Origin of the sequence: Tannerella forsythia 92A2, assembly GCF_000238215.1 — a bacterium.
GTDB classification, from domain to species: Bacteria; Bacteroidota; Bacteroidia; order Bacteroidales; family Tannerellaceae; genus Tannerella; species Tannerella forsythia.
Window position 1 is genome coordinate 1,820,316 of sequence record NC_016610.1, and the last position, 19,161, is coordinate 1,839,476.

The 19,161-nt window shown below is 45.1% G+C and carries 10 protein-coding genes, 2 tRNA genes and 1 pseudogene; 7 read left to right on the plus strand and 6 right to left on the minus strand.

Annotated elements, in window-relative coordinates:
• Positions 1 to 4: 4 nt before the first annotated feature.
• The 3 genes from BFO_RS07465 to BFO_RS07475 all read right to left on the minus strand — a co-directional run bounded on the left by BFO_RS07465 (position 5) and on the right by BFO_RS07475 (position 513).
• A tRNA-Glu gene (locus tag BFO_RS07465) sits at positions 5 to 76 on the minus strand.
• 71 nt (positions 77 to 147) lie between these two features.
• Positions 148 to 402, minus strand: coding sequence for a 30S ribosomal protein S20 (gene rpsT / locus BFO_RS07470; RefSeq protein ID WP_014225051.1), 255 nt, complete (start codon positions 400 to 402; stop codon positions 148 to 150).
• A 39-nt stretch (positions 403 to 441) separates the two neighbouring features.
• A tRNA-Glu gene (locus BFO_RS07475) sits at positions 442 to 513 on the minus strand.
• 315 nt (positions 514 to 828) lie between these two features.
• Here BFO_RS07475 and BFO_RS07480 point away from each other — a divergent pair.
• From BFO_RS07480 to BFO_RS07505, 6 genes and pseudogenes are all read left to right on the plus strand, one after another.
• Positions 829 to 1,833, plus strand: a complete 1,005-nt coding sequence (locus tag BFO_RS07480; RefSeq protein ID WP_161794934.1) for a FecR domain-containing protein — start codon at positions 829 to 831, stop codon at positions 1,831 to 1,833.
• A gap of 36 nt (positions 1,834 to 1,869) precedes the next feature.
• Positions 1,870 to 5,160, plus strand: coding sequence for a SusC/RagA family TonB-linked outer membrane protein (locus BFO_RS07485; RefSeq protein WP_041590774.1), 3,291 nt, complete (start codon positions 1,870 to 1,872; stop codon positions 5,158 to 5,160).
• Between the two features lie 35 nt (positions 5,161 to 5,195).
• Positions 5,196 to 6,919: pseudogene (locus BFO_RS16405) on the plus strand (RagB/SusD family nutrient uptake outer membrane protein).
• A 150-nt stretch (positions 6,920 to 7,069) separates the two neighbouring features.
• On the plus strand, positions 7,070 to 10,642 hold the full coding sequence (locus BFO_RS07495; RefSeq protein ID WP_014225054.1) for a SusC/RagA family TonB-linked outer membrane protein: 3,573 nt from the start codon (positions 7,070 to 7,072) through the stop codon (positions 10,640 to 10,642).
• Positions 10,643 to 10,677: 35 nt separating this feature from the next.
• A complete protein-coding gene (locus tag BFO_RS07500; RefSeq protein ID WP_080561794.1) occupies positions 10,678 to 12,165 on the plus strand; it encodes a RagB/SusD family nutrient uptake outer membrane protein in 1,488 nt (495 codons plus the stop codon).
• A 32-nt stretch (positions 12,166 to 12,197) separates the two neighbouring features.
• Positions 12,198 to 13,331: a TlpA family protein disulfide reductase gene (locus BFO_RS07505; protein WP_231964071.1), complete on the plus strand. Its 1,134-nt coding sequence runs from the start codon at positions 12,198 to 12,200 to the stop codon at positions 13,329 to 13,331.
• 323 nt (positions 13,332 to 13,654) lie between these two features.
• On the opposite strand, the gene BFO_RS07510 is transcribed toward BFO_RS07505, so the two are convergent.
• The 3 genes from BFO_RS07510 to dnaE all read right to left on the minus strand — a co-directional run bounded on the left by BFO_RS07510 (position 13,655) and on the right by dnaE (position 18,355).
• Positions 13,655 to 14,068 (minus strand): Fur family transcriptional regulator, encoded by a 414-nt coding sequence (locus BFO_RS07510; RefSeq protein ID WP_014225057.1) that lies wholly within the window; start codon positions 14,066 to 14,068, stop codon positions 13,655 to 13,657.
• A 157-nt stretch (positions 14,069 to 14,225) separates the two neighbouring features.
• Positions 14,226 to 14,540, minus strand: coding sequence for a thioredoxin (trxA, locus tag BFO_RS07515; RefSeq protein ID WP_014225058.1), 315 nt, complete (start codon positions 14,538 to 14,540; stop codon positions 14,226 to 14,228).
• A gap of 29 nt (positions 14,541 to 14,569) precedes the next feature.
• On the minus strand, positions 14,570 to 18,355 hold the full coding sequence (gene dnaE / locus BFO_RS07520; RefSeq protein WP_014225059.1) for a DNA polymerase III subunit alpha: 3,786 nt from the start codon (positions 18,353 to 18,355) through the stop codon (positions 14,570 to 14,572).
• A gap of 168 nt (positions 18,356 to 18,523) precedes the next feature.
• Between dnaE and BFO_RS07525 the strand changes: the two genes are divergently transcribed.
• Positions 18,524 to 19,123 (plus strand): porin family protein, encoded by a 600-nt coding sequence (locus BFO_RS07525; RefSeq protein WP_041590775.1) that lies wholly within the window; start codon positions 18,524 to 18,526, stop codon positions 19,121 to 19,123.
• The last annotated feature ends 38 nt before the right edge of the window (positions 19,124 to 19,161 follow it).

The following is a 19,161-nucleotide window of genomic DNA, read 5'->3' on the forward strand; positions in this document are numbered from 1 at the left end:
TTTGTAGCCCGTAGGGGAATCGAACCCCTCTTTTGAGAATGAGAATCTCACGTCCTAGCCGATAGACGAACAGGCCATTAGCCAAAGAAAGCCGGACATCGACCGTCCGGCTCTTTTATTTTGCTTTAGCAAAAAATACGGAGATGATTACGCCAGAGCGTTTATATGCTTCGCCAGCTTTGATTTCAAGTTGCCGGCTTTGTTTTTGTGGATCACATTGCTTTTTGCCAGCTTGTCAAGCATCGAACAAACTTTCGGATACAATGCCTCCGCTTCTTTTTTGTCTTCGGTAGCACGTAACTTTTTTACGGCATTACGCATCGTCTTAGCACCATAGCGGTTACGTAAGCAGCGTGTTGCTGTCTGCCGAATCCTTTTTATGGATGATTTATGATTTGCCATCGCTTTTTTATTTTATCTTATTCTTAATTCTTTGTTCTGTAGCCCGTAGGGGAATCGAACCCCTCTTTCAAGAATGAAAATCTTGCGTCCTAGCCGATAGACGAACAGGCCATTAATCTTCTGAAAGAACTATATTTATCCATTTTTATGATAGCTATAGTGCCTTTTTTGCGAGTGCAAAGATAAAGACTATTTTTAATCCTGCAAAATTTCTGCTTTTTTTTTGCAATCTGACAAATGTGTGGAGTTTAAATGATTGAATGTGAAATGATCGTTTGGGTGTGCAACGCTTGCTCGGTGGGAGCGGGGGAGCGCTTTGCTTTGTGTTCGATGTTCATACGAAATAATTTTTTTCGTCTTTATTTTAAACGCAACCCCTCATGGATGTGTATGTATATACATAAAGAAAAGCTGATGGAAAACAAGATGGACGAATTCTTACTGCGGTACTTTGCCGGAGAGTTGGATAAAACAGAGGAGAGGGAGTTGCTCGATTGGTTAAATCGGGACGATGAACATAAGAAGACGTTTCGGAGAATCGCTGATACGTGGGCGGTGGCGCATATCCCGCTTTTTGTCGGACGGTTGAAGGCGGACGGCCCGATGTTGCCCCGGGCACGTAGGAATATTGTGATGCTGCGGAAACGTTGGACGGGCGTAGCTGTGGCCTGCATCATATCGGTTGCGATCGCGCTTTCAGCCTTTTGGGTGGGGAAGCAATTCGGCAATGCATCTCCCGATATGTTTTATCGTACCACGGTTCCTGCAGGTTCACGGTCGGAGGTAACACTGCCTGACGGTTCTGTCGTATGGGTCAATGCCGGCTCTTCCTTGACATACCGTGAGGACCGTCACGAGCAAATGCGCAGCGTAGTGCTTGAGGGCGAGGCATACTTTGAGGTAAAACCTGATCGCAAGAGACCGTTTATCGTCGAATCGGGGGGCATGCAGGTGCGGGTGCTGGGTACTAAGTTTAATGTTAAGGCATATGGTGATGAGGAGACGGTCGATGTCGTATTGCTTTCGGGTAAAGTAGCCGTCCGGCTGAACGAACGCGGGGAAGAAACGTATGCGCTCTCACCCGACGAAAAGCTGACCTTTCACCGTGAGACGCATCATATCGAAAAACACCGCGTAGAAGGACGTGATTACTGCGCTTGGAAAGAAGGACGGATATGTTTTGACGAACAACCGTTCACGAAGCTGGTCAAAACACTGGAACGATTGTATAATGTCCGTATACAGGTCGATAGTGAACAGCTAAAAATGGAAAGTTTTTCTGGCAGCTTCCTCCAGACCTCCTCGCTCGATGAGATTCTGCGTGAAATAGATATGGAGCACCGATATGATTGGTCTCATGATCATACGGGAGCGCTTGTTATTCGTGACAGATCGCTGTTTTCAGAAACGATTGAAGGAGGTGTCAAATAAACAAATATTAATAATTACATTTTTAAACTAATATCTATGAATCAAAGCAAACAAAGAAAACGGCGCAGACAGCTGGCTACCGGTATGTTACTGACGCTTATGCTATGCGTGTCCGGTGTATTGTCTGCCTCTCCGTTGCAAGTGCAACGGATGTCTGTTAAATTAGAAAACGGAACTTTGCGCGAGCTTTTCCATCTGATCGAAGAAAAGTTCGACTATTCGTTCTTGGTCCGTAACAACGACATCGACTTAAGCGAGCGTCTTACGCTTGATGTAACCGATCAGCCGGTAGAAAACATCTTGACCGATGCCCTGAAAAAGCAGGATGCAACTTTTACCGTGAACAATCAGCGGATTATGGTGTATAAAGCTCATACAACCAGGGTTTTGCCGGTTGTCCAGGCGGCTCAGCAGGCTGGTAAGGTTACTGGTACCGTAGTTGACGCGATGACCGGTGAGCCAGTAATCGGCGCCAATGTCACGGTAAAGGGAACGACGGTAGGTACGATTACCGATATCAATGGCCATTTTTCACTTGAAGCTCCCGAAGGAAGCGTATTGGTCATTTCTTATATCGGATATTTGAGTATTCAACAGGTTGTGACCAAGGCCCCAATGCAAATATCTCTGCGCGAGGACACACAAGCACTTGAAGAAATTGTGGTTGTCGGTTACGGTGTGCAGAAGAAAGAAAGTCTTACAGGAGCTTTACAAACGCTCAACAATGAAAAACTGACGAATATCACGACGCCTTCGGTACAAAACATGCTGAATGGTAAAATACCGGGAGTATTTGTAGCCCCAGGTGATGGTCGTCCCGGATCGGCCGGACGTGTCATTATTCGTGGTAAAGCATCGATCAATGGAGAGACACAACCTCTTTGGGTGATTGATGGGGTCATCGTCGGCACAGAACCGGGTACTACACTTAATCCTAATGATATCGAAACAATGACAGTGTTAAAGGATGCCGCTTCCACTGCCCTTTTCGGCTCGCAAGGTGCCAATGGCGTGATTGTCGTTACGACGAAAAAGGGATCGGCCGACAAGCTGACTGTCGATGTGTCAGCCAAATTCGGGTTGAACAATTTAGATAACGGTAAATTAGAAATGATGAATGGTGCAGAGTTATACGACTATTACAAGTCGTTTTCGAATCAGGAGATGATCTCATTTCCCCGCTGGAACGAAAACTTGCGCAAGAGTGATTACAACTGGTGGGATATCGCGACACAGACCGGAATGGTGCAGGAATATAATGCTTCGGTATCAGGAGGAACCGAAAAATTGCGCTCTTACTGCTCGTTCGGGTATTATGACGAGAAAGGTGCAGTTATCGGATACGACTATAAAAAATATTCTTTTCGTTTGCATACGGAATTAAAGCCAATAAAATGGTTGACCATTAAACCTTTGATTTCTGGAACGAAGAGAGATATCGATAATCGGGAGCGTTCGGTTTCAGCTATGTACTCTTATTTACCTTGGGATAGTCCCTATTTGGAAGACGGGAAACCAACTCCTCCTCAATCAAAGACGTGGGTAAACAGTACCGCAACAAATTATCTGTATGATCTTCAATGGAACAAAGGTGCGTCAGTGACTTATACATTTATGGGAAATTTGGATTTTGATATTCGTATCACGGATTGGCTGACATTCGCTTCAGTCAATAATTATTCCTATACGCAATATGAAGATACATATTTAACTGATCCACGGTCGTATGCCGGCTCAGGGGTAAAAGGGCGTTTGACTGAAGAAACACAAAAAACGGAACGGAGATATACCAATCAGATTTTACGCTTCAACCGTAACCTTGACAAGCATGCTTTCAATGGATTGGTAGCGTATGAATACAACGACTATCGTTTTAAAACGATTGAAGCAGATGGTACCGGATTCGTACCCGGATTCGAGGTGCTTAATGTCACGGCTAAGCCGGAGAAAGCGGCCGGATATATTTTGGAAAAAGTAAAACAATCCTTTCTGTTTAATATGCACTATGCATATGACAACAAATATCTTGCTCAAGTATCGTTCCGTCGCGATGGAGCCTCGAATTTCGGAGACAGTCAGAAATACGGAAGCTTTTTCTCCATCAGCGGAGGGTGGAATATCGAGCGTGAAGCTTTTATGGATTACAGCTGGTTGAATCAACTTAAATTACGTGCCTCATACGGAACGACAGGAAACGATCCGACCTCGCTTTATCCACAATATGACTTGTATGCCGCTAATTCCACATATAATGAAACGCCGGGGGCCTTGATTTATCAAATCGGAAATAAAAATCTGACTTGGGAAAAAACGTATACGCTTGATATCGGACTTGATCTGGCGGTGTTCGACCGGTTGCGTATGTCGCTGGACTTTTATCATAAATATACTGATAACGTGTTGTTCAGCAGACCTGTTTCCGGCTTGACCGGAGTCACCAGCGTATGGCAGAATATCGGAGAGATGAGAAATAGAGGCGTAGATATTTCGATGGGTGCGGATATCATCAAAACAAAAGATTGGCAGTGGAGTGCCGACTTCAACATGGGGATCAACCGCAATAAGATTGAAAAACTTTATGGCGCTCCTAACCCGACGACAGGCGAGCCACCGGTTCTTATCAACAGCTCTTTGGGAGGAATAGCCGGTAGCATCAACGGTATTCTGAAACCAGGTTATGATGCTGATACATATTACGGTCGTGAGTGGGCTGGCGTAAATCCGGAAAATGGAAAGCCTCAATGGTATATGACTGATAAGAAAACAAACGAACGTATCCTTACCGAGTCTTATGCAGAGGCGGACGAAGTGATTTTAGGACGTTTCTCGCCCGATTTCTTCGGTGGATTTTCCACACAGATGAGTTGGAAGAATCTTGATTTCGATGCCGTGTTTGGCTATTCTGTCGGTGGTAAAATTTACCATTATTCACGTTCGGAATACGACTCGGACGGAGCTTACACGGACAGAAACCAAATGAGACTTTACAAAGGCTGGAATCGTTGGCAGAAAACAGGAGATGTGGCAACCCATCCATTGCCCGCATATAATAATCCTTCCAATTCCAATAAGGTATCATCACGTTTTATAGAGAAAGGAGATTATCTGAAACTGCGCAGCCTCACCCTTGGATATACATTGAATCTGCCCCAATGGCAGATTTCGGCGTTGCGTTTATTCATCTCGGCAGAGAATGTATTTACACTTACCGGTTATTCGGGGGTTGATCCGGAAACTCCGGTTAATAAAGATGGAATTAAAAATATTACCATCAACCCCTATCCGAATATACGTAAATTTATATTTGGAGTGAATTTTACCTTATGAGCAGGAATACCAAGATCAATAAAAATTCAGTTACAATGAAAAAGATAATATCAATGCTAATCATGGCAACTTTCTGGACATTTACGGGATGCGATATCGAGCGATTTCCATATACGGATTTGTCTGCAGATGAAGTGAAGAAAGACCCGGAAGCTTCGCTTGATGCATTACTCAACGGAGCCTATGCACAGTTGAAAAAATGGTCGGACGTGATGCACCGCTGTGGAGAGTATGCAGGAGATAACATCATGATACGTGGAACATCTACCGACGCATTTTATGAATTTATTTCTTATTCGCGCACCCCCAATAATTACCGGCTACAGTCGTTTTGGGATAATAGTTATAAAGCCATTGCACAGACCTCCAATATTCTCAAACTTGTTGACGAAGGGATCAATAAAGATATTGATAATAAACTCGGAGAGTGTTACTTTATCCGTGGTTTTCTCTACTTCTATCTTTGCCGTGCATACGGTAGACCATACTATCAGAATCCGGAAACGAATCTGGAGTACCTATCGTAAACGGTACGCCGGATGATATATTAGGCCCTCTTCCCGATCGTTCCAGTGTGCAAAAGACGTATGAACAGGCTATTTCGGATTTGAAGAAAGCGGCTACGCTGATAACGAAGAATAACGGTGCTACCTACGGATCAAGGGAAGCGGCATGGGCTTTGCTCTCACGTATCTATCTTTATATGAGCGGTACATTTGACCATCCTAATGCCGAATATGCAAAACTTGCCGTTGAGTATGCCGATAAGGTGATTCAATCGGGTGTGTATAAAATGCTGGATCGTGCTGATTTTATGAAGTATAACACTTTTACACCCGAACAGAATAAAGAGACTATTTTTGCCATTAAGCGTGTGGCTTCCGAATTTTCGGGCTGGGATCACTATTACGGGATAGGAGGAATGTATGCCAATATTGGCGGTATGGGATGGGGCGAAATGTATGCCAGTGCAAAATATATTGCATTGCTTGATGAAACCGGGCGTAACGACTGGGCGAACAATAAAATTGTGGATGCACGTGCTGCATTTATTGAACCGCAGTATGTGAAGGACGGAAAAAAGGTGTTTCGCTTTATTAAAAAAGTATATAATAGTCAGGGGGTACATACGAATTACAACTATGTGCAGGCCGAAATAAAAAACAGTGCTGATAATTCGACGCTTACCTGTACCGAAAATACCGAAACGTATACACTCACTCCTGTCGATCGGGAGCAGGGCATTTGGTCGATTCAATACAAAGACGGGAATACATATACGGGGGTGATTGATCCGGAGATGAAATTAAATCGCGTCTATCCCATGTTTTATGTTGTCAAATGTTCGCGCGAAGGGGAGGACTCTCACTTGCATTCTCCGGTTATTACCCGTTTGGCTGAGATGTACCTGAACAAAGCTGAAGCAGCGGGTAAGTTGGGCGATTATGCAATGGCGCTGAATGCCCTTAATATTGTGCGTGAGCGTTCGTTGCCGGGTAAAGGCTACGATGCTTTAACGGCAGAAAATGCCGAAGCACGTATAGAGAAAGAGCGTACTCTCGAATTGGCTTTTCAGGCCGAACGCAGTTACGATGTCTACCGAAACGGCCATTCGTTGACACGTCACTATCCGGGGCCGCATAATGCACTGGAAGAGATCCAGCCTAAAGATTATCGGACGGTCTATTTCATTCCTCAGAATGCCATCAATGCTTACCCGGAAGGAAGCAAACTGACACAGAATCCGACATCAAATTAGCTGGAAGTAAAATAAGAGCCATATCAATAGCTGTTTATTGAGACAGTTTCTTCAAGGCGTGCCGGAAGAATTAAGATACAAGGCACACTTTCTTTTCTGTTTTTTTACAAAGTATACATATTAATCTTTACAAAACAAAAAATAGTATCTATGAATCAGAACAAACAAAGAAAACGGTTCAGACAGCTGGCTGCCGGTATGTCGCTAGCGCTTATGCTATGCATGTCCGGTGTATTGTCTGCCTCTCCGTTGCAGGTGCAACGGATGTCTGTCAAACTGGAAAACGGAACTTTGCGCGAGCTTTTCCATCTGATCGAAGAAAAGTTCGACTATTCGTTCTTGGTCCGTAACAACGACATCGACTTGAATGAGCGTCTTACGCTCGATGTAACCGATCAGCCGGTAGAAAACATCCTGACCGATGCCCTGAAAAAGCAGGATGCAACCTTTACCGTGAACAATCAGAGGATTTTAGTGTACAAGGCAAATGGAAAACAACCCCGGAGTTATCCGGTAGCATCTTCTTCTTCTTCTCCGGCGCAGCAACAACAGGGGAAGGTTGTGATAAAAGGAAAGATTATCGATGAATCCGGTGAACCGTTACCCGGGGTATCAGTCTATACGAAAGATATGACATCCGGCACGATCAGCGATCCGGACGGTAAATTCAGCCTGCCGGTTAACCATGCGAACGACAGTGTTTACTTTTCCTATGTAGGTTATCGTACCGAGCGTATTTTAGCTCAATCGTACCGAAACAAGAACGTATTGATTAAACTCGTATCCAACGCCGTTCAAATGAGTGAATTAGTTGTTGTTGCTTATGGGTCCACCAACCGTAAAACATTTACCGGATCGGTTTCAGCCCTTACGGCGGATGATATTCAGCGGAACAAATCGAATAATATATTAAGCAGCTTGCAAGGTACGATTCCCGGGCTTCGACTCGAAAATAAGTCGCAACGAGACGGACGAAGTCAGCCGCATATAGTTATTCGAGGTGCTTCCTCGATTAATTCGAGTATCTCTCCGCTTTATATTATTGACGGAGCGCCCAGCGATGCCATCGAACAACTGAATCCTGACGATATTGAATCGGTCTCGGTGTTGAAAGACGCGGCGGCTATTTCGCTTTATGGGGCTCGGGCAACGAATGGTGTCATCCTGATTTCGACGAAACAGGGGCGTCGAAATACGCATCAAAAAGCATCCGTGAGGTATACGGGACAGATCGGCTTTTCCAATCGTACAGGGAAAGATTACAAGATGGTATCTCCGAAAGATTACTATGAACTGTCGTGGGAGGCGTTGCGTAATGGTGCAGAAGATAATCCGGGATTACTGACGGCCGGAGGGAAGAAATACGCGTCGGCAGCTGAATATGCGACCTCGGAATTGCTGAATGTCTTCGGATACAATGCTTATGATAAGGCACAACCGGTAGGGCTGGACGGTAAATTAGATCCGTCGGCTAAGCTGCTATGGTGGGAAGATTATAGCGAGAGCCTGATCAAAACCGGTTTGAAGCACGAACATACGTTTAATATCAATAACGCAACGGATAAGCTCAAATATTATATTTCGGCAGGATACTTGAATCAGAAAGGGTTGAACCCCGGAAACGGAGGGTTTGACCGTTTTACGGCTCGCACGAATCTCTCGTACGAGATTAACCGTTATGTCACGGTGGGAATTAATCTCGGTATGAGTAACTCGACCACCAAGACGAACAGTATCAACAACGGATATGCTGATTTCGCCACATATGCCCGCCTCACACCGGGGCTGTACCCGTTGTATAAACGCAATGAACAAGGAGAGCTTGTCTATGATGAAAATGGGCAGCGGGTATTGGATTTCGGAAACGGTCCGGCCAATATTTTAAACAGCAGACGACCTAATGTTACTTCACAGGAAGGAGGATGTAATCCTTTAGGTACATTGGATTTAGATAAGAGCAGATATAAAAGTCGGTATTATTTCACGAATTTCTTTGTCGATGTCAATCTGTGCGAAGGGCTGAAATTCAAAACTTCTTATTCCGGAAATACGTCGTATTCCGACAGTAAATTCTACCGGAACAGAACGATCGGAGAGAGCAAAGGAAAAGGGCTTCTGATTGTCAATACCTCACAAACGACGCATTGGACGGTAAACAGTATATTGAGTTATGACAAAGCATGGGGAAGCGATCACCGCCTTCGTTTGCTGTTAGGCTCCGAAATCAACGAAAGAGCCAACTCCAGTGTCAACGCTTCTGCCACAGGCTTTGCTTTTGAAGGAATGGATGAGCTGGTAAACGGATCGACCATTGTGAAACCTGCTTTGGGTGCAGGCTCTTCGTCATCCGACCGTTTGGTGGGCTTCTTCTCTCGTGCGGAATACGACTTGTATAACCGTTACTTTTTTTCGGCCAGTCTCCGACGCGACGGCTCTTCCCGTTTCCATCCTGATACACGTTGGGGGAACTTCTGGAGTGCCGGCGCTTCGTGGATCATCAGTCAGGAGAAGTTTTTGCAGAACTGTAAATGGCTGTCACTTCTAAAGCTGAGAGTCAGCTATGGTACGTCGGGGAATATCGGGACGAATGACTATCGTTCCTATTATGCTACCGGATACATGTTCTTGGGAACTCCCGGAGTGTATATCTCCGAATTAGCCAATAAAAACCTGAAATGGGAAATCAATAAGCAACTCAATGTCGGGATAGATGCGGCCTTTGTCAATGATCGTATCCGTTTGACGCTCGACTGGTATAACCGGCAGACCGATGATCTCTTTTATAATGTCCCGCTGTCGCCTTCGATCGGATTTAAGCAGGTGCTCCGTAATATCGGAAGTTTGAGAAACAGAGGACTTGAATTGTCGATAACGACTCGAAATATCCAAACGAAAGATTTTGAATGGACGACGAACTTTAATATCTCCAACAATAAAAATGAGATTCTGGCGTTAAATCAAGACGAGTTCATTACCGGAAACCGTATCTATAAGGTGGGACAAAGTACTACCGAATTTTTTATCCGTGAATATGCCGGCGTGAATCCCGAGAACGGAAAGCCGCAATGGTATATTGACGAAGTAAGTACACAGACAGGAGAAAGAACGGGGAACCGGGTGACAACGGAAAATTGGAATGAAACAGTGATTAAAACGATTAAACTCGATGACGGATCGACCAAAACAGTACGCAATCTGGGACGTTATTCCGTTGGGAATTATACGCCTACCATCTCCGGAGGACTTTACAATACGTTCCGGATCGGAAATTTTGACTTGGGGATTTTAGTTAACTACTCGCTGGGTGCCAAAATTTTGATGGCCGACTATGCCCCACTTACCAATTCCGGAAGTAGTACCGTCAAATTGTTCCATCACGACATGCTGAACCGTTGGCAGAAAAAGGGCGACGTGACGGATATTCCCCGATTGACAACTACGAGTGTCAATAATTACACCGGCTCTTTTTCATATACCTCCACATTCTATATGCGTAGTGGAGACTATTTGAAGTTGAAGACCCTGCATTTGGGGTATATGTTGCCTTCGAAAATGAATAAAGCGCTGCATATTGCCGGCGCCCAATTTTATTTACAGGCCGATAACGTATGTTACTTCAGTGCCGAACAGGGGTTTGATCCGGAGCAGGTATCAGGGGGGGTTGTCACAAACAGTTTCCCTACTTTATCTACCTATTCGGTCGGGGTCAAACTTGATTTTTAATCCATCTGGTATATAAATGATTAATTGATAATAAGATGAAAACTATATTAAGACGATTGAATCGTCGAAATGTGCCCTCTATCATGGTGCTTGTCGCTTGTCTCCTGTTGGTGCGGTGTAATGATTTTTTAGATGTGATACCGAGGGATAAGGTATCATCCGATATTGTATTCACCTCTTACGAGTCGGCAACAACCGTGCTCGGCGGCGTGTATGATCATATGACCTATTCGGCCGAAGGATTCATGATTAAAGCCCAGAGCTTAGGTATCCATAACTTTATTTTGGCTGCCGATATGATGGGACAGGATATTATTCCGAAAAACTTTTCCGGGCAGTTTCAAGGTGATGACTATAGCTTCAGCACTCGTACGATGGAGAAAGATCGTCCTTCCTTCTTTTGGTTCTATTGTTATACCCATATCAATGTGCTGAACGACTTGCTCAGTCACATGTCCAAAATGCAGGGAACGACGTCCGAGAAAAAACAGGTGGAAGGGGAAGCGCGGGCCTTGCGTGCCTATCATTACCTGTTGCTGGTACAATGGTTTCAGCAAACCTATCTGCTCAATCCTGAGGCTCCCGGTGTACCGTTATACCTCGAACCGACGATTGATCCCAAAAATAGGGAAAGTATGAAAGCGGTGTATGAGGCGATTACGGCAGACCTGCAATGGGCCGTTGAAAACCTTCCCTCCGGCCGGCGCAAGGATTCGAAATATGTTGTCTGCAAAGATATGGTGAAAGGCTTGCTTTCACGTGTCTATATGGAGACGGGTGATTACGAAAAAGCGGCCGTATTAGCCAAAGAATTGGCCGAAGCGTATCCCTTAATGTCGAATGATGAATATAAGCAGGGTTTTAATAATGTATCTGTTTCCGAATGTATATGGGGCTTGCCTGCTTCCGCAAAAAATACGAATGCCAACTATTCGCTGCCTACAGTCTGGAGTCATCCGCGTAAGAACAAACGCTGGTCGATGGAGTTTGTTTTCCTGAACAGTGACTTCGTCGAATTGTTTGCAGAGGGAGACGTGCGGAAAGAACTGATTCAGCTCAATCCGAAGACGGAGGAAACCGGAAAATATCCCGAGCGGAAATATATATCTTTTAAGATTATGGACCCGGATGAAAACGACAAGTTGCCCGATGTGCTGTTGATGCGGAGCAGTGAGATGCTTCTGATTGCTGCCGAATGCGCAGCCAGACTGAAGAAGGATACCGAAGCGCAACAACTCCTCTTTAAGCTGCAGCAGACACGCTACCCCGCTGCCGTGAAAACAACGGCTACCGGCCAAGCGCTGATCGATGAAATCTGGACGGAGCGACGCAAGGAACTCTACGGTGAAGGCTTTGCACTTCTTGATCTCAAGCGTTTCCGCAAGCCGCTCGTAAGGAAGGGACTTCATACCATCAAAAGGAATGATGCCGAAGGAATATTGTATCCTGCTGACAGTAAAATGTTTACCTTGCAAATACCTGAAGGAGAAATTCAGACAAATAATATCGAACAAAATCCCTAAGATAATTATATAAAATTTTAAACATGAAGAAAATGAAGAAAAAATTGATCGCATTGATCTTTGTATTGATGGCAATGCCATTGGTGCATGCGCAAAAAAGTGAAATTACGGTAAAAGGGAGCGTTAAGTTCCCGGATGACAAATCCAAAATTCGGATTTTTTATGCTGACAAGTTCGATGAAGTCGTCATCGATTCATTTGAAGTAAAGGCAGACCATACTTTTGAGAAAAAGGTAACACTCCCTTTCCCCGGTATCTACTATATCGATTGTCAGAAATGGGAATACCTGGAATTTTGGGGTGAAGATGAGAACATCGAAGTGCACTTCAGAGGACAGGATACGGCCAAAATAAAGATCAAAAATCCGCTGTATGAGCATATCGTAAATCCCGGAAGAAACAATGAATTGATGAATTTGCAGAACTATTTTGACCATATGGCCTATCAGGGAATGATTAGTGCAGGTAAAGAGGTCTATCAAGCCGGGAAAAGCACTTGCGATGAATGGAAAGAATACGTAAAAAAAGCGTATGACAGGAATGCCGAAACAAGCGAGGAATACATCAAATACCTTGTACGTTATTACGGAGACCGGAACAGCGCTATTTCTCTTCTATACAGGTTGAAGGATGAAGAGTTAAAAAACAGCATTCTGACTTATTTTCAAAAAAACAAGCCGGATTACATTCCCTATGTGAAGTATGTAAAGGAGGAGGAAGAAAGACTCAGTCAGGCAGCCAAACTGGAAGCCGGGAAGATTGCTCCGGGCTTCAGTTTCCCCACACCGGACGGTAAAAAAACACTCGGCCCTGAAAATTTCAAAGGAAAATATCTTTTGATCGATTTCTGGGCATCTTGGTGTGGCCCTTGCCGGAAAGCTATCCCGCACCTGAAAGAGGCTTATGCGAAATACAAAGCACAAGGGTTCGAAATCTTATCCGTATCGATCGATAGGAAAGAAACGGACTGGAAAAAAGCATTGAACGAAGAAAAGATGCCCTGGTCACAAACGTGCGCACCTAATTCAGGGAAAGATATTATGAGCACCTATCAGTTCAGTGGCATACCTCATTTAGTGCTGCTTGATAAAGACGGAAAAATCATCGAGAGAGGAATTGTCGCAACGGAATTGGACGAAACATTAGCGAAAATAATCGCGGAATAGTCCGGAGATGCCCCCTCAAAAAGGATGGGTTTTCGAAAAAAACGTCAAGAAAGAGAACATGATGATTCATGGTCAACCGTTATACCGGGTACTCATAGAGGGAATAAGATAAGATAGCAAAAGGAGCAGGGAAGATTTGGAAAACTTCCCGCTTCTTGCTTCTGATTCGTGGCGATAAACCTAACCCTCTCATTTCCCGTGCCGATCCCCTTATCTTTTACCACACGCACAGAAATACCTCTAACTCCTTAGAACCATCGGTATTCCGTATTTTCCAAAGGGGCTTCTTTTTTAGCTTCTTGGGGCTTTGTCGACCCCAATGCTCAAGGAGTCCGCTTCGACTTACATTCGGCACACAAACCTTTTACATTCACATAGGCTTCATCGATCGAGAAATCCGTATTTTGGGGGAGTAAATGATGAATTTCGGGCAGTGGAATATCGATGATGCATCCGCATGCCTTACAACGAAAATGCCCATGTGTTTCCATCACACTGTCGAACCGGGCATTTTTCTCATCGATGTCAATCTGCATCGCCGTTCCCTGTTGAACAAAAAGTTTCAGCGTGTTATACACCGTTGTTTTCGACAGTGTGGGAATCTGCGGCAACAACTCCGTATAAATCTCATCCACGGTCGGATGGGTATGATGCTGAAACAGATATTCCATAATAGCTATGCGCTGAACAGAGGGCTTAATGCCATGCGCCAGTAAATATTGTTGCGTCGATTTCATACCGTCCAGTTCATCTTATTTTTTTATAATGGACACAAAAGTAAGGCAAAAAAAGAAGCCCATCAAATATATCGAAAGCATTTTGGACCCCATAGAACAGAATCCGGGTAAACGCCGGAAAAAAGCGCTACCCGGATTCTTCATAAAAGCAATTCAATCAAAGAAGTTTATCAATCTTTTCGGCCAGTGCACCTTTTTGCGCAGCACCTACCTGCTTGTCGACAAGCTGACCATCTTTAAAGAGTAAAATCGTAGGAATGTTGCGAATTCCGTATTCCGAAACCACCTCGTCGTTCTCATCGACATTGACCTTCCCGATGGTAACGCGGCCTTCGTATTCGGTTGCCAACTCATCGATGATGGGACTCACCATCCGGCAGGGGCCGCACCATTCCGCCCAAAAATCCAATACCACAGGTTTCCCTGCATTCAATACTTCTTTGTAATTTGCGTCTGTTACTGTTAATGCCATAACTCTTTTGTTTTTAATTGGTTGAAAAATTATTTATTGATCGTAAAATCTAAATGATCCGAGTCGTTGATAAAATTCAGCAACTCTTGCGTAACGTTCAGCCTGATGTCACGCGACGAGAAATGCAATGCCACATGATCGCTTCCGGCGACGTTGAAAAACAACTGTGTCTTGCCCGGATTACTTTTTATTAAAGTGGACAGTTCGCTGATTATTTGCTTGTTCAAATCGTCGATCGGAATGGAGATACTGAGCGAATGAATCAGCGAGTCTTTCACGTCATGCAACAGTTGGATCGAGTTGATTTTAAAATCAAGCTCTGCTTCTTTCCACCTTCGCGGCTGAAGCTCCGCCTTTATATAAAGATAGAGTCCTTCCTTGCCGTACTTGCTGAAATTAATATAATTGTCGCCGAAAAGCGGCATCTCTCCGCTGCCCGACATATCTTCGATCTTGATGATGCCGTAAGGCTTCCCGGTCTTCGTGAGTCCCTCCCGATACCCCGTCACGATACCGCCAAGCAAAAGTTCCTTGTTCTGAAACTCTTCCCATTCGCGGCTGTCCACATCCTTCATCGTCATGTTGCAGACATGGTTCAGGATGATGCGGTATTCATCGAGCGGATGTGCAGACAGATAGATGCCAATCAGTTCTTTCTCTCTGTTAAGCCGTTCCAGCACACTCCACGGCTCACACTTCGGGATTTCGGGACGTGCAATCTGTATCGCATGATCATCACCGAACAGCGAGGCGGACGACATCTGTTTATCCGTCTGATATTTCATTCCGTAACGTATCACAACGTCAATAAAGGTCTCCCCCTTTCCACTCGGAGTAACGAGCGGTTCGCGCGGTATACTCAAGGTATCGAATGCACCTGCCAGAGCCAAGCTTTCAAATGCTTTCTTGTTGCATGCACTCAGATTAACCCGTTCGACAAAATCGTAAATATCCTTATAAGGCCCGCGCTTGTCACGTTCCTCGATAATCGCCTGAACAGCACTTTCTCCCACTCCTTTAACGGCCACGAGTCCGAAACGGATATCTCCCTTCGTATTCACCCCGAATTTACGGTGCGACTCGTTGACGTCAGGACCCAGCACTTTAATCTTCATCGCCTTGCATTCGTCCATCGCCTTCGTAATTTCTTTGATATTCGAAAGGTTCCGACTCAGTACGGCGGCCATAAACTCCGACGGATAATGAGCCTTCAGATACGCTGTCTGATAAGCGACCCATGAATAGCATGTCGCATGACTTTTGTTGAACGCATACGAGGCAAACTTCTCCCAGTCAGACCAGATTTTCTCAAGTGTTTTTATATTATGCCCGTTTTTTTGGCCGCCGTTAAGGAATTTACTCTTCAGCTCATTCATCTTGTCAATCTGCTTTTTTCCCATGGCCTTACGCAACGTATCGCTTTGCCCGCGGGTAAAGCTGGCGAGCAACCTCGAGAGCAACATGACTTGTTCCTGATAAACGGTAATTCCGTATGTATTTTTCAAATAACGCTCCATCTCGGGAATGTCGTAGGTGATCTCTTCCCGACCATGCTTACGCGCGATAAATGCGGGAATATAATCCATCGGTCCGGGACGATAGAGCGCATTCATCGCGATCAGGTCTTCAAATTCGGTCGGTTGCAATTCCTTCAGATACTTTTGCATGCCGGCAGACTCGAACTGAAACGTCGCGACGGTCTTTCCTTGACAGAACAGATCGTAAGTCCGTTTGTCATTGATCGGAATCTTATCAATATCAATGGCCTTACCGGTCGTCTGCTTGATATTTTCGATCGCTTCTTTAATGATCGACAGTGTTTTCAGGCCAAGAAAATCCATCTTGATCAGCCCCGTTTCCTCAATGACCGAACCTTCATACTGCGTAACGAGCAAAGTCTCTTTCGTTTCCTTGTCTTCGGCCGTTGCCACAGGCACGATATCGGAAATATCCTGCTGTCCGATAATCACACCGCAGGCATGCACACCTGTATTCCGCACATTGCCCTCCAGCTTTTGAGCATATTTTAACGTGTCGCGCAGGATGGGATTCGTGCTGTTGGCTGCCTCCTTTAACTCAGGTATGGCCTCAATGGCATTCTTCAGCGTTAGCTTCTTATCCGGTATTTTATCCGGTACCAGCTTGGCCAGACGATTTGATTCCTTCAGAGGCAGTTGTTGCACCCGCGCCACATCTTTCAGCGCCAGCTTGGTTGCCATCGTGCCGTAGGTAATGATATGCGCTACGCGCTGCTGACCGTATTTTTCCGTCACCCATTTCAGAACCTCCCCACGCCCGTCGTCATCAAAATCGATATCGATATCAGGCATAGAAATACGATCGGGATTAAGGAAACGCTCGAACAGTAAATCGTATCGGATGGGATCGATATCGGTAATTCCCAAGCAGTATGCGACGACCGAACCGGCGGCCGAGCCACGTCCCGGTCCGACGGATACGCCCATCTCCCGGGCGGCTGTGATGAAATCCTGTACAATCAGGAAGTAGCCGGGGAACCCCATTCTTTTAATCGTTTTCAGTTCGAAATGAATACGTTCCTTCGCCTCTTCCGGTATGTTTTCGCTGTAGCGGTTCGGGCTCATCGCCCGTTTAAGGGTCAGATGCTCGAGGTAGTCCGCTTCCAGCTTGATACGGATCACCTTCTCATAACCGCCGAGACGCAGATAATTATCCGTTACTTTACCATCGGCATCCGTCTCATTAAATTCGTCCATCAAGTCTTTGGCCGTATATTTTTCGCGATACGCCTCTTCCGTACCAAACGAAGGATCAATTTCGAAGAAAGGCATCAATGCCGGTGAGTCGATGGAATACAGTTCCACCTTGTCAAGAACTTCAAGCGTATTGCTCAGGGCTTCGGGTACATCGGCAAAAATCGAGTTCATCTCAGCCGTACTCTTCATCCACTCCTGTTTGGAATACCGCATTCTTGCCGGATCATCGAGGTCTTTGCCGGTGCTGAGGCAGATCAGGCGATCATGCGCTTCGGCATCGTCTTCATTCACAAAATGCACATCATTCGTTGCAATGATTTTTATGCCGTGCTTACGTGCCAACTCGACCAAGACTTTATTGACTTCCACTTGCTTTGGATAAGTGCTTTGGTCGGCATTTGGGGCATGCGTTTCGTGACGTTGCAATTCCAGATAGTAATCATCGCCAAAAAGGTTCTTGAACCATAGCACCGAAGCTTCGGCCTCTTCTTTCCGATCTCGCATGATCAACTGCGGGATTTCACCTCCAAGGCATGCGGAACAGATGATGAGCCCCTCATGATATTTTTCAAGCAGCTCCTTATCAATGCGCGGATTGCGATAAAACCCTTCCGTCCATGAGAGCGAGACCATCTTAATTAAGTTCTTGTATCCTTTCAGATTCTTCGCCAGAACAATCAGATGCCATCCTCCGAGATCTTCTTTAGCCGTCTTGTTAAAACGCCCGTTCCGTGCACAATAACACTCACAACCTAAGATTGGTTTAAAGACTTCTTTTTTTTTCGCATGTATCTTCTCCGAAAGTTTTTGCATGCGATCCGTTTCTTCAGGCGTCGGATGATCTTTATCGTTTAACTTCCGAAGTTCGTTTTCGCAATCTTTAATTATGCTAAGATGTTTGCTGTTTTTCTTCTGAACCTTATTGTAAAATTCTTTGATGCCAAACATGCTTCCGTGATCGGTAAGCGCCATGCCGGGCATTCCATCGCCCTGCGCCTTTTCGATTAACGCATCGATGGAAGCTTGTCCGTCAAGTAGTGAATACTGCGAATGTACATGTAAATGAACAAACGGTACCATAAATTTTACATTTTACGCAATAATGATGATTAAATTCAAATTCGATTCAAAGATAAGCGATGTTTCGGAAGCCGGCAAGAAATTTCGTCATTACTCGTTTTTTTTAGCAATAAATAGGTCGCATCTCAAAAAAAACAGTACTTTTGTTTGCAAATCAGATGGAAGAAGATGAGAAAGGGAGGATTTATACTGATGATGTGCCTGCTTTCGTGGGCGATGGAAGCCAAGATTACATGGGGGGTCCGGGCCGGTTTGTCATACAGCTCATTGACGCAGATTGTCGACGAAGAGGTCACGTATGGAGGCCGGTTAGGGTTCGGTGTGTCCGGGCTGGCCGACATTCCGCTTTCGCGCAAGTTCTCTTTATGTCCGGAACTTGTATTCATCAATCAAGGAGGATCATACGATTATACGTATTTCGTCTATAATGACAAGAAAGAAGGGCGACATACATGCAACTATTACTCGCTTCAACTACCTGTTAACTTAGTGTATAAGATCAATCTCAGCAACTGGCAGATGGGCGTTCAAGCCGGCCCGTTTGTCTCCGTTTCCACACGAGAGCGGGAGCGACACAAATGGAAAACCCGCGACTTCAGACCGTTCGATATCGGTGCTGGAACAGGACTATATGTCGAGCACCGGCACGTTTTCTTCTCGGTCTATGCCCAAACGGGATTTATCGATAAGTTACGGGAAAAACAACCTTTCGAATCGCAGATTTATCAAAACGACGTGACTTTCTCCTTCGGTTACCGGTTTCGATGACTCCGGCCTCAGGTTGAAAATCTTTTAGGCCCTAAGAT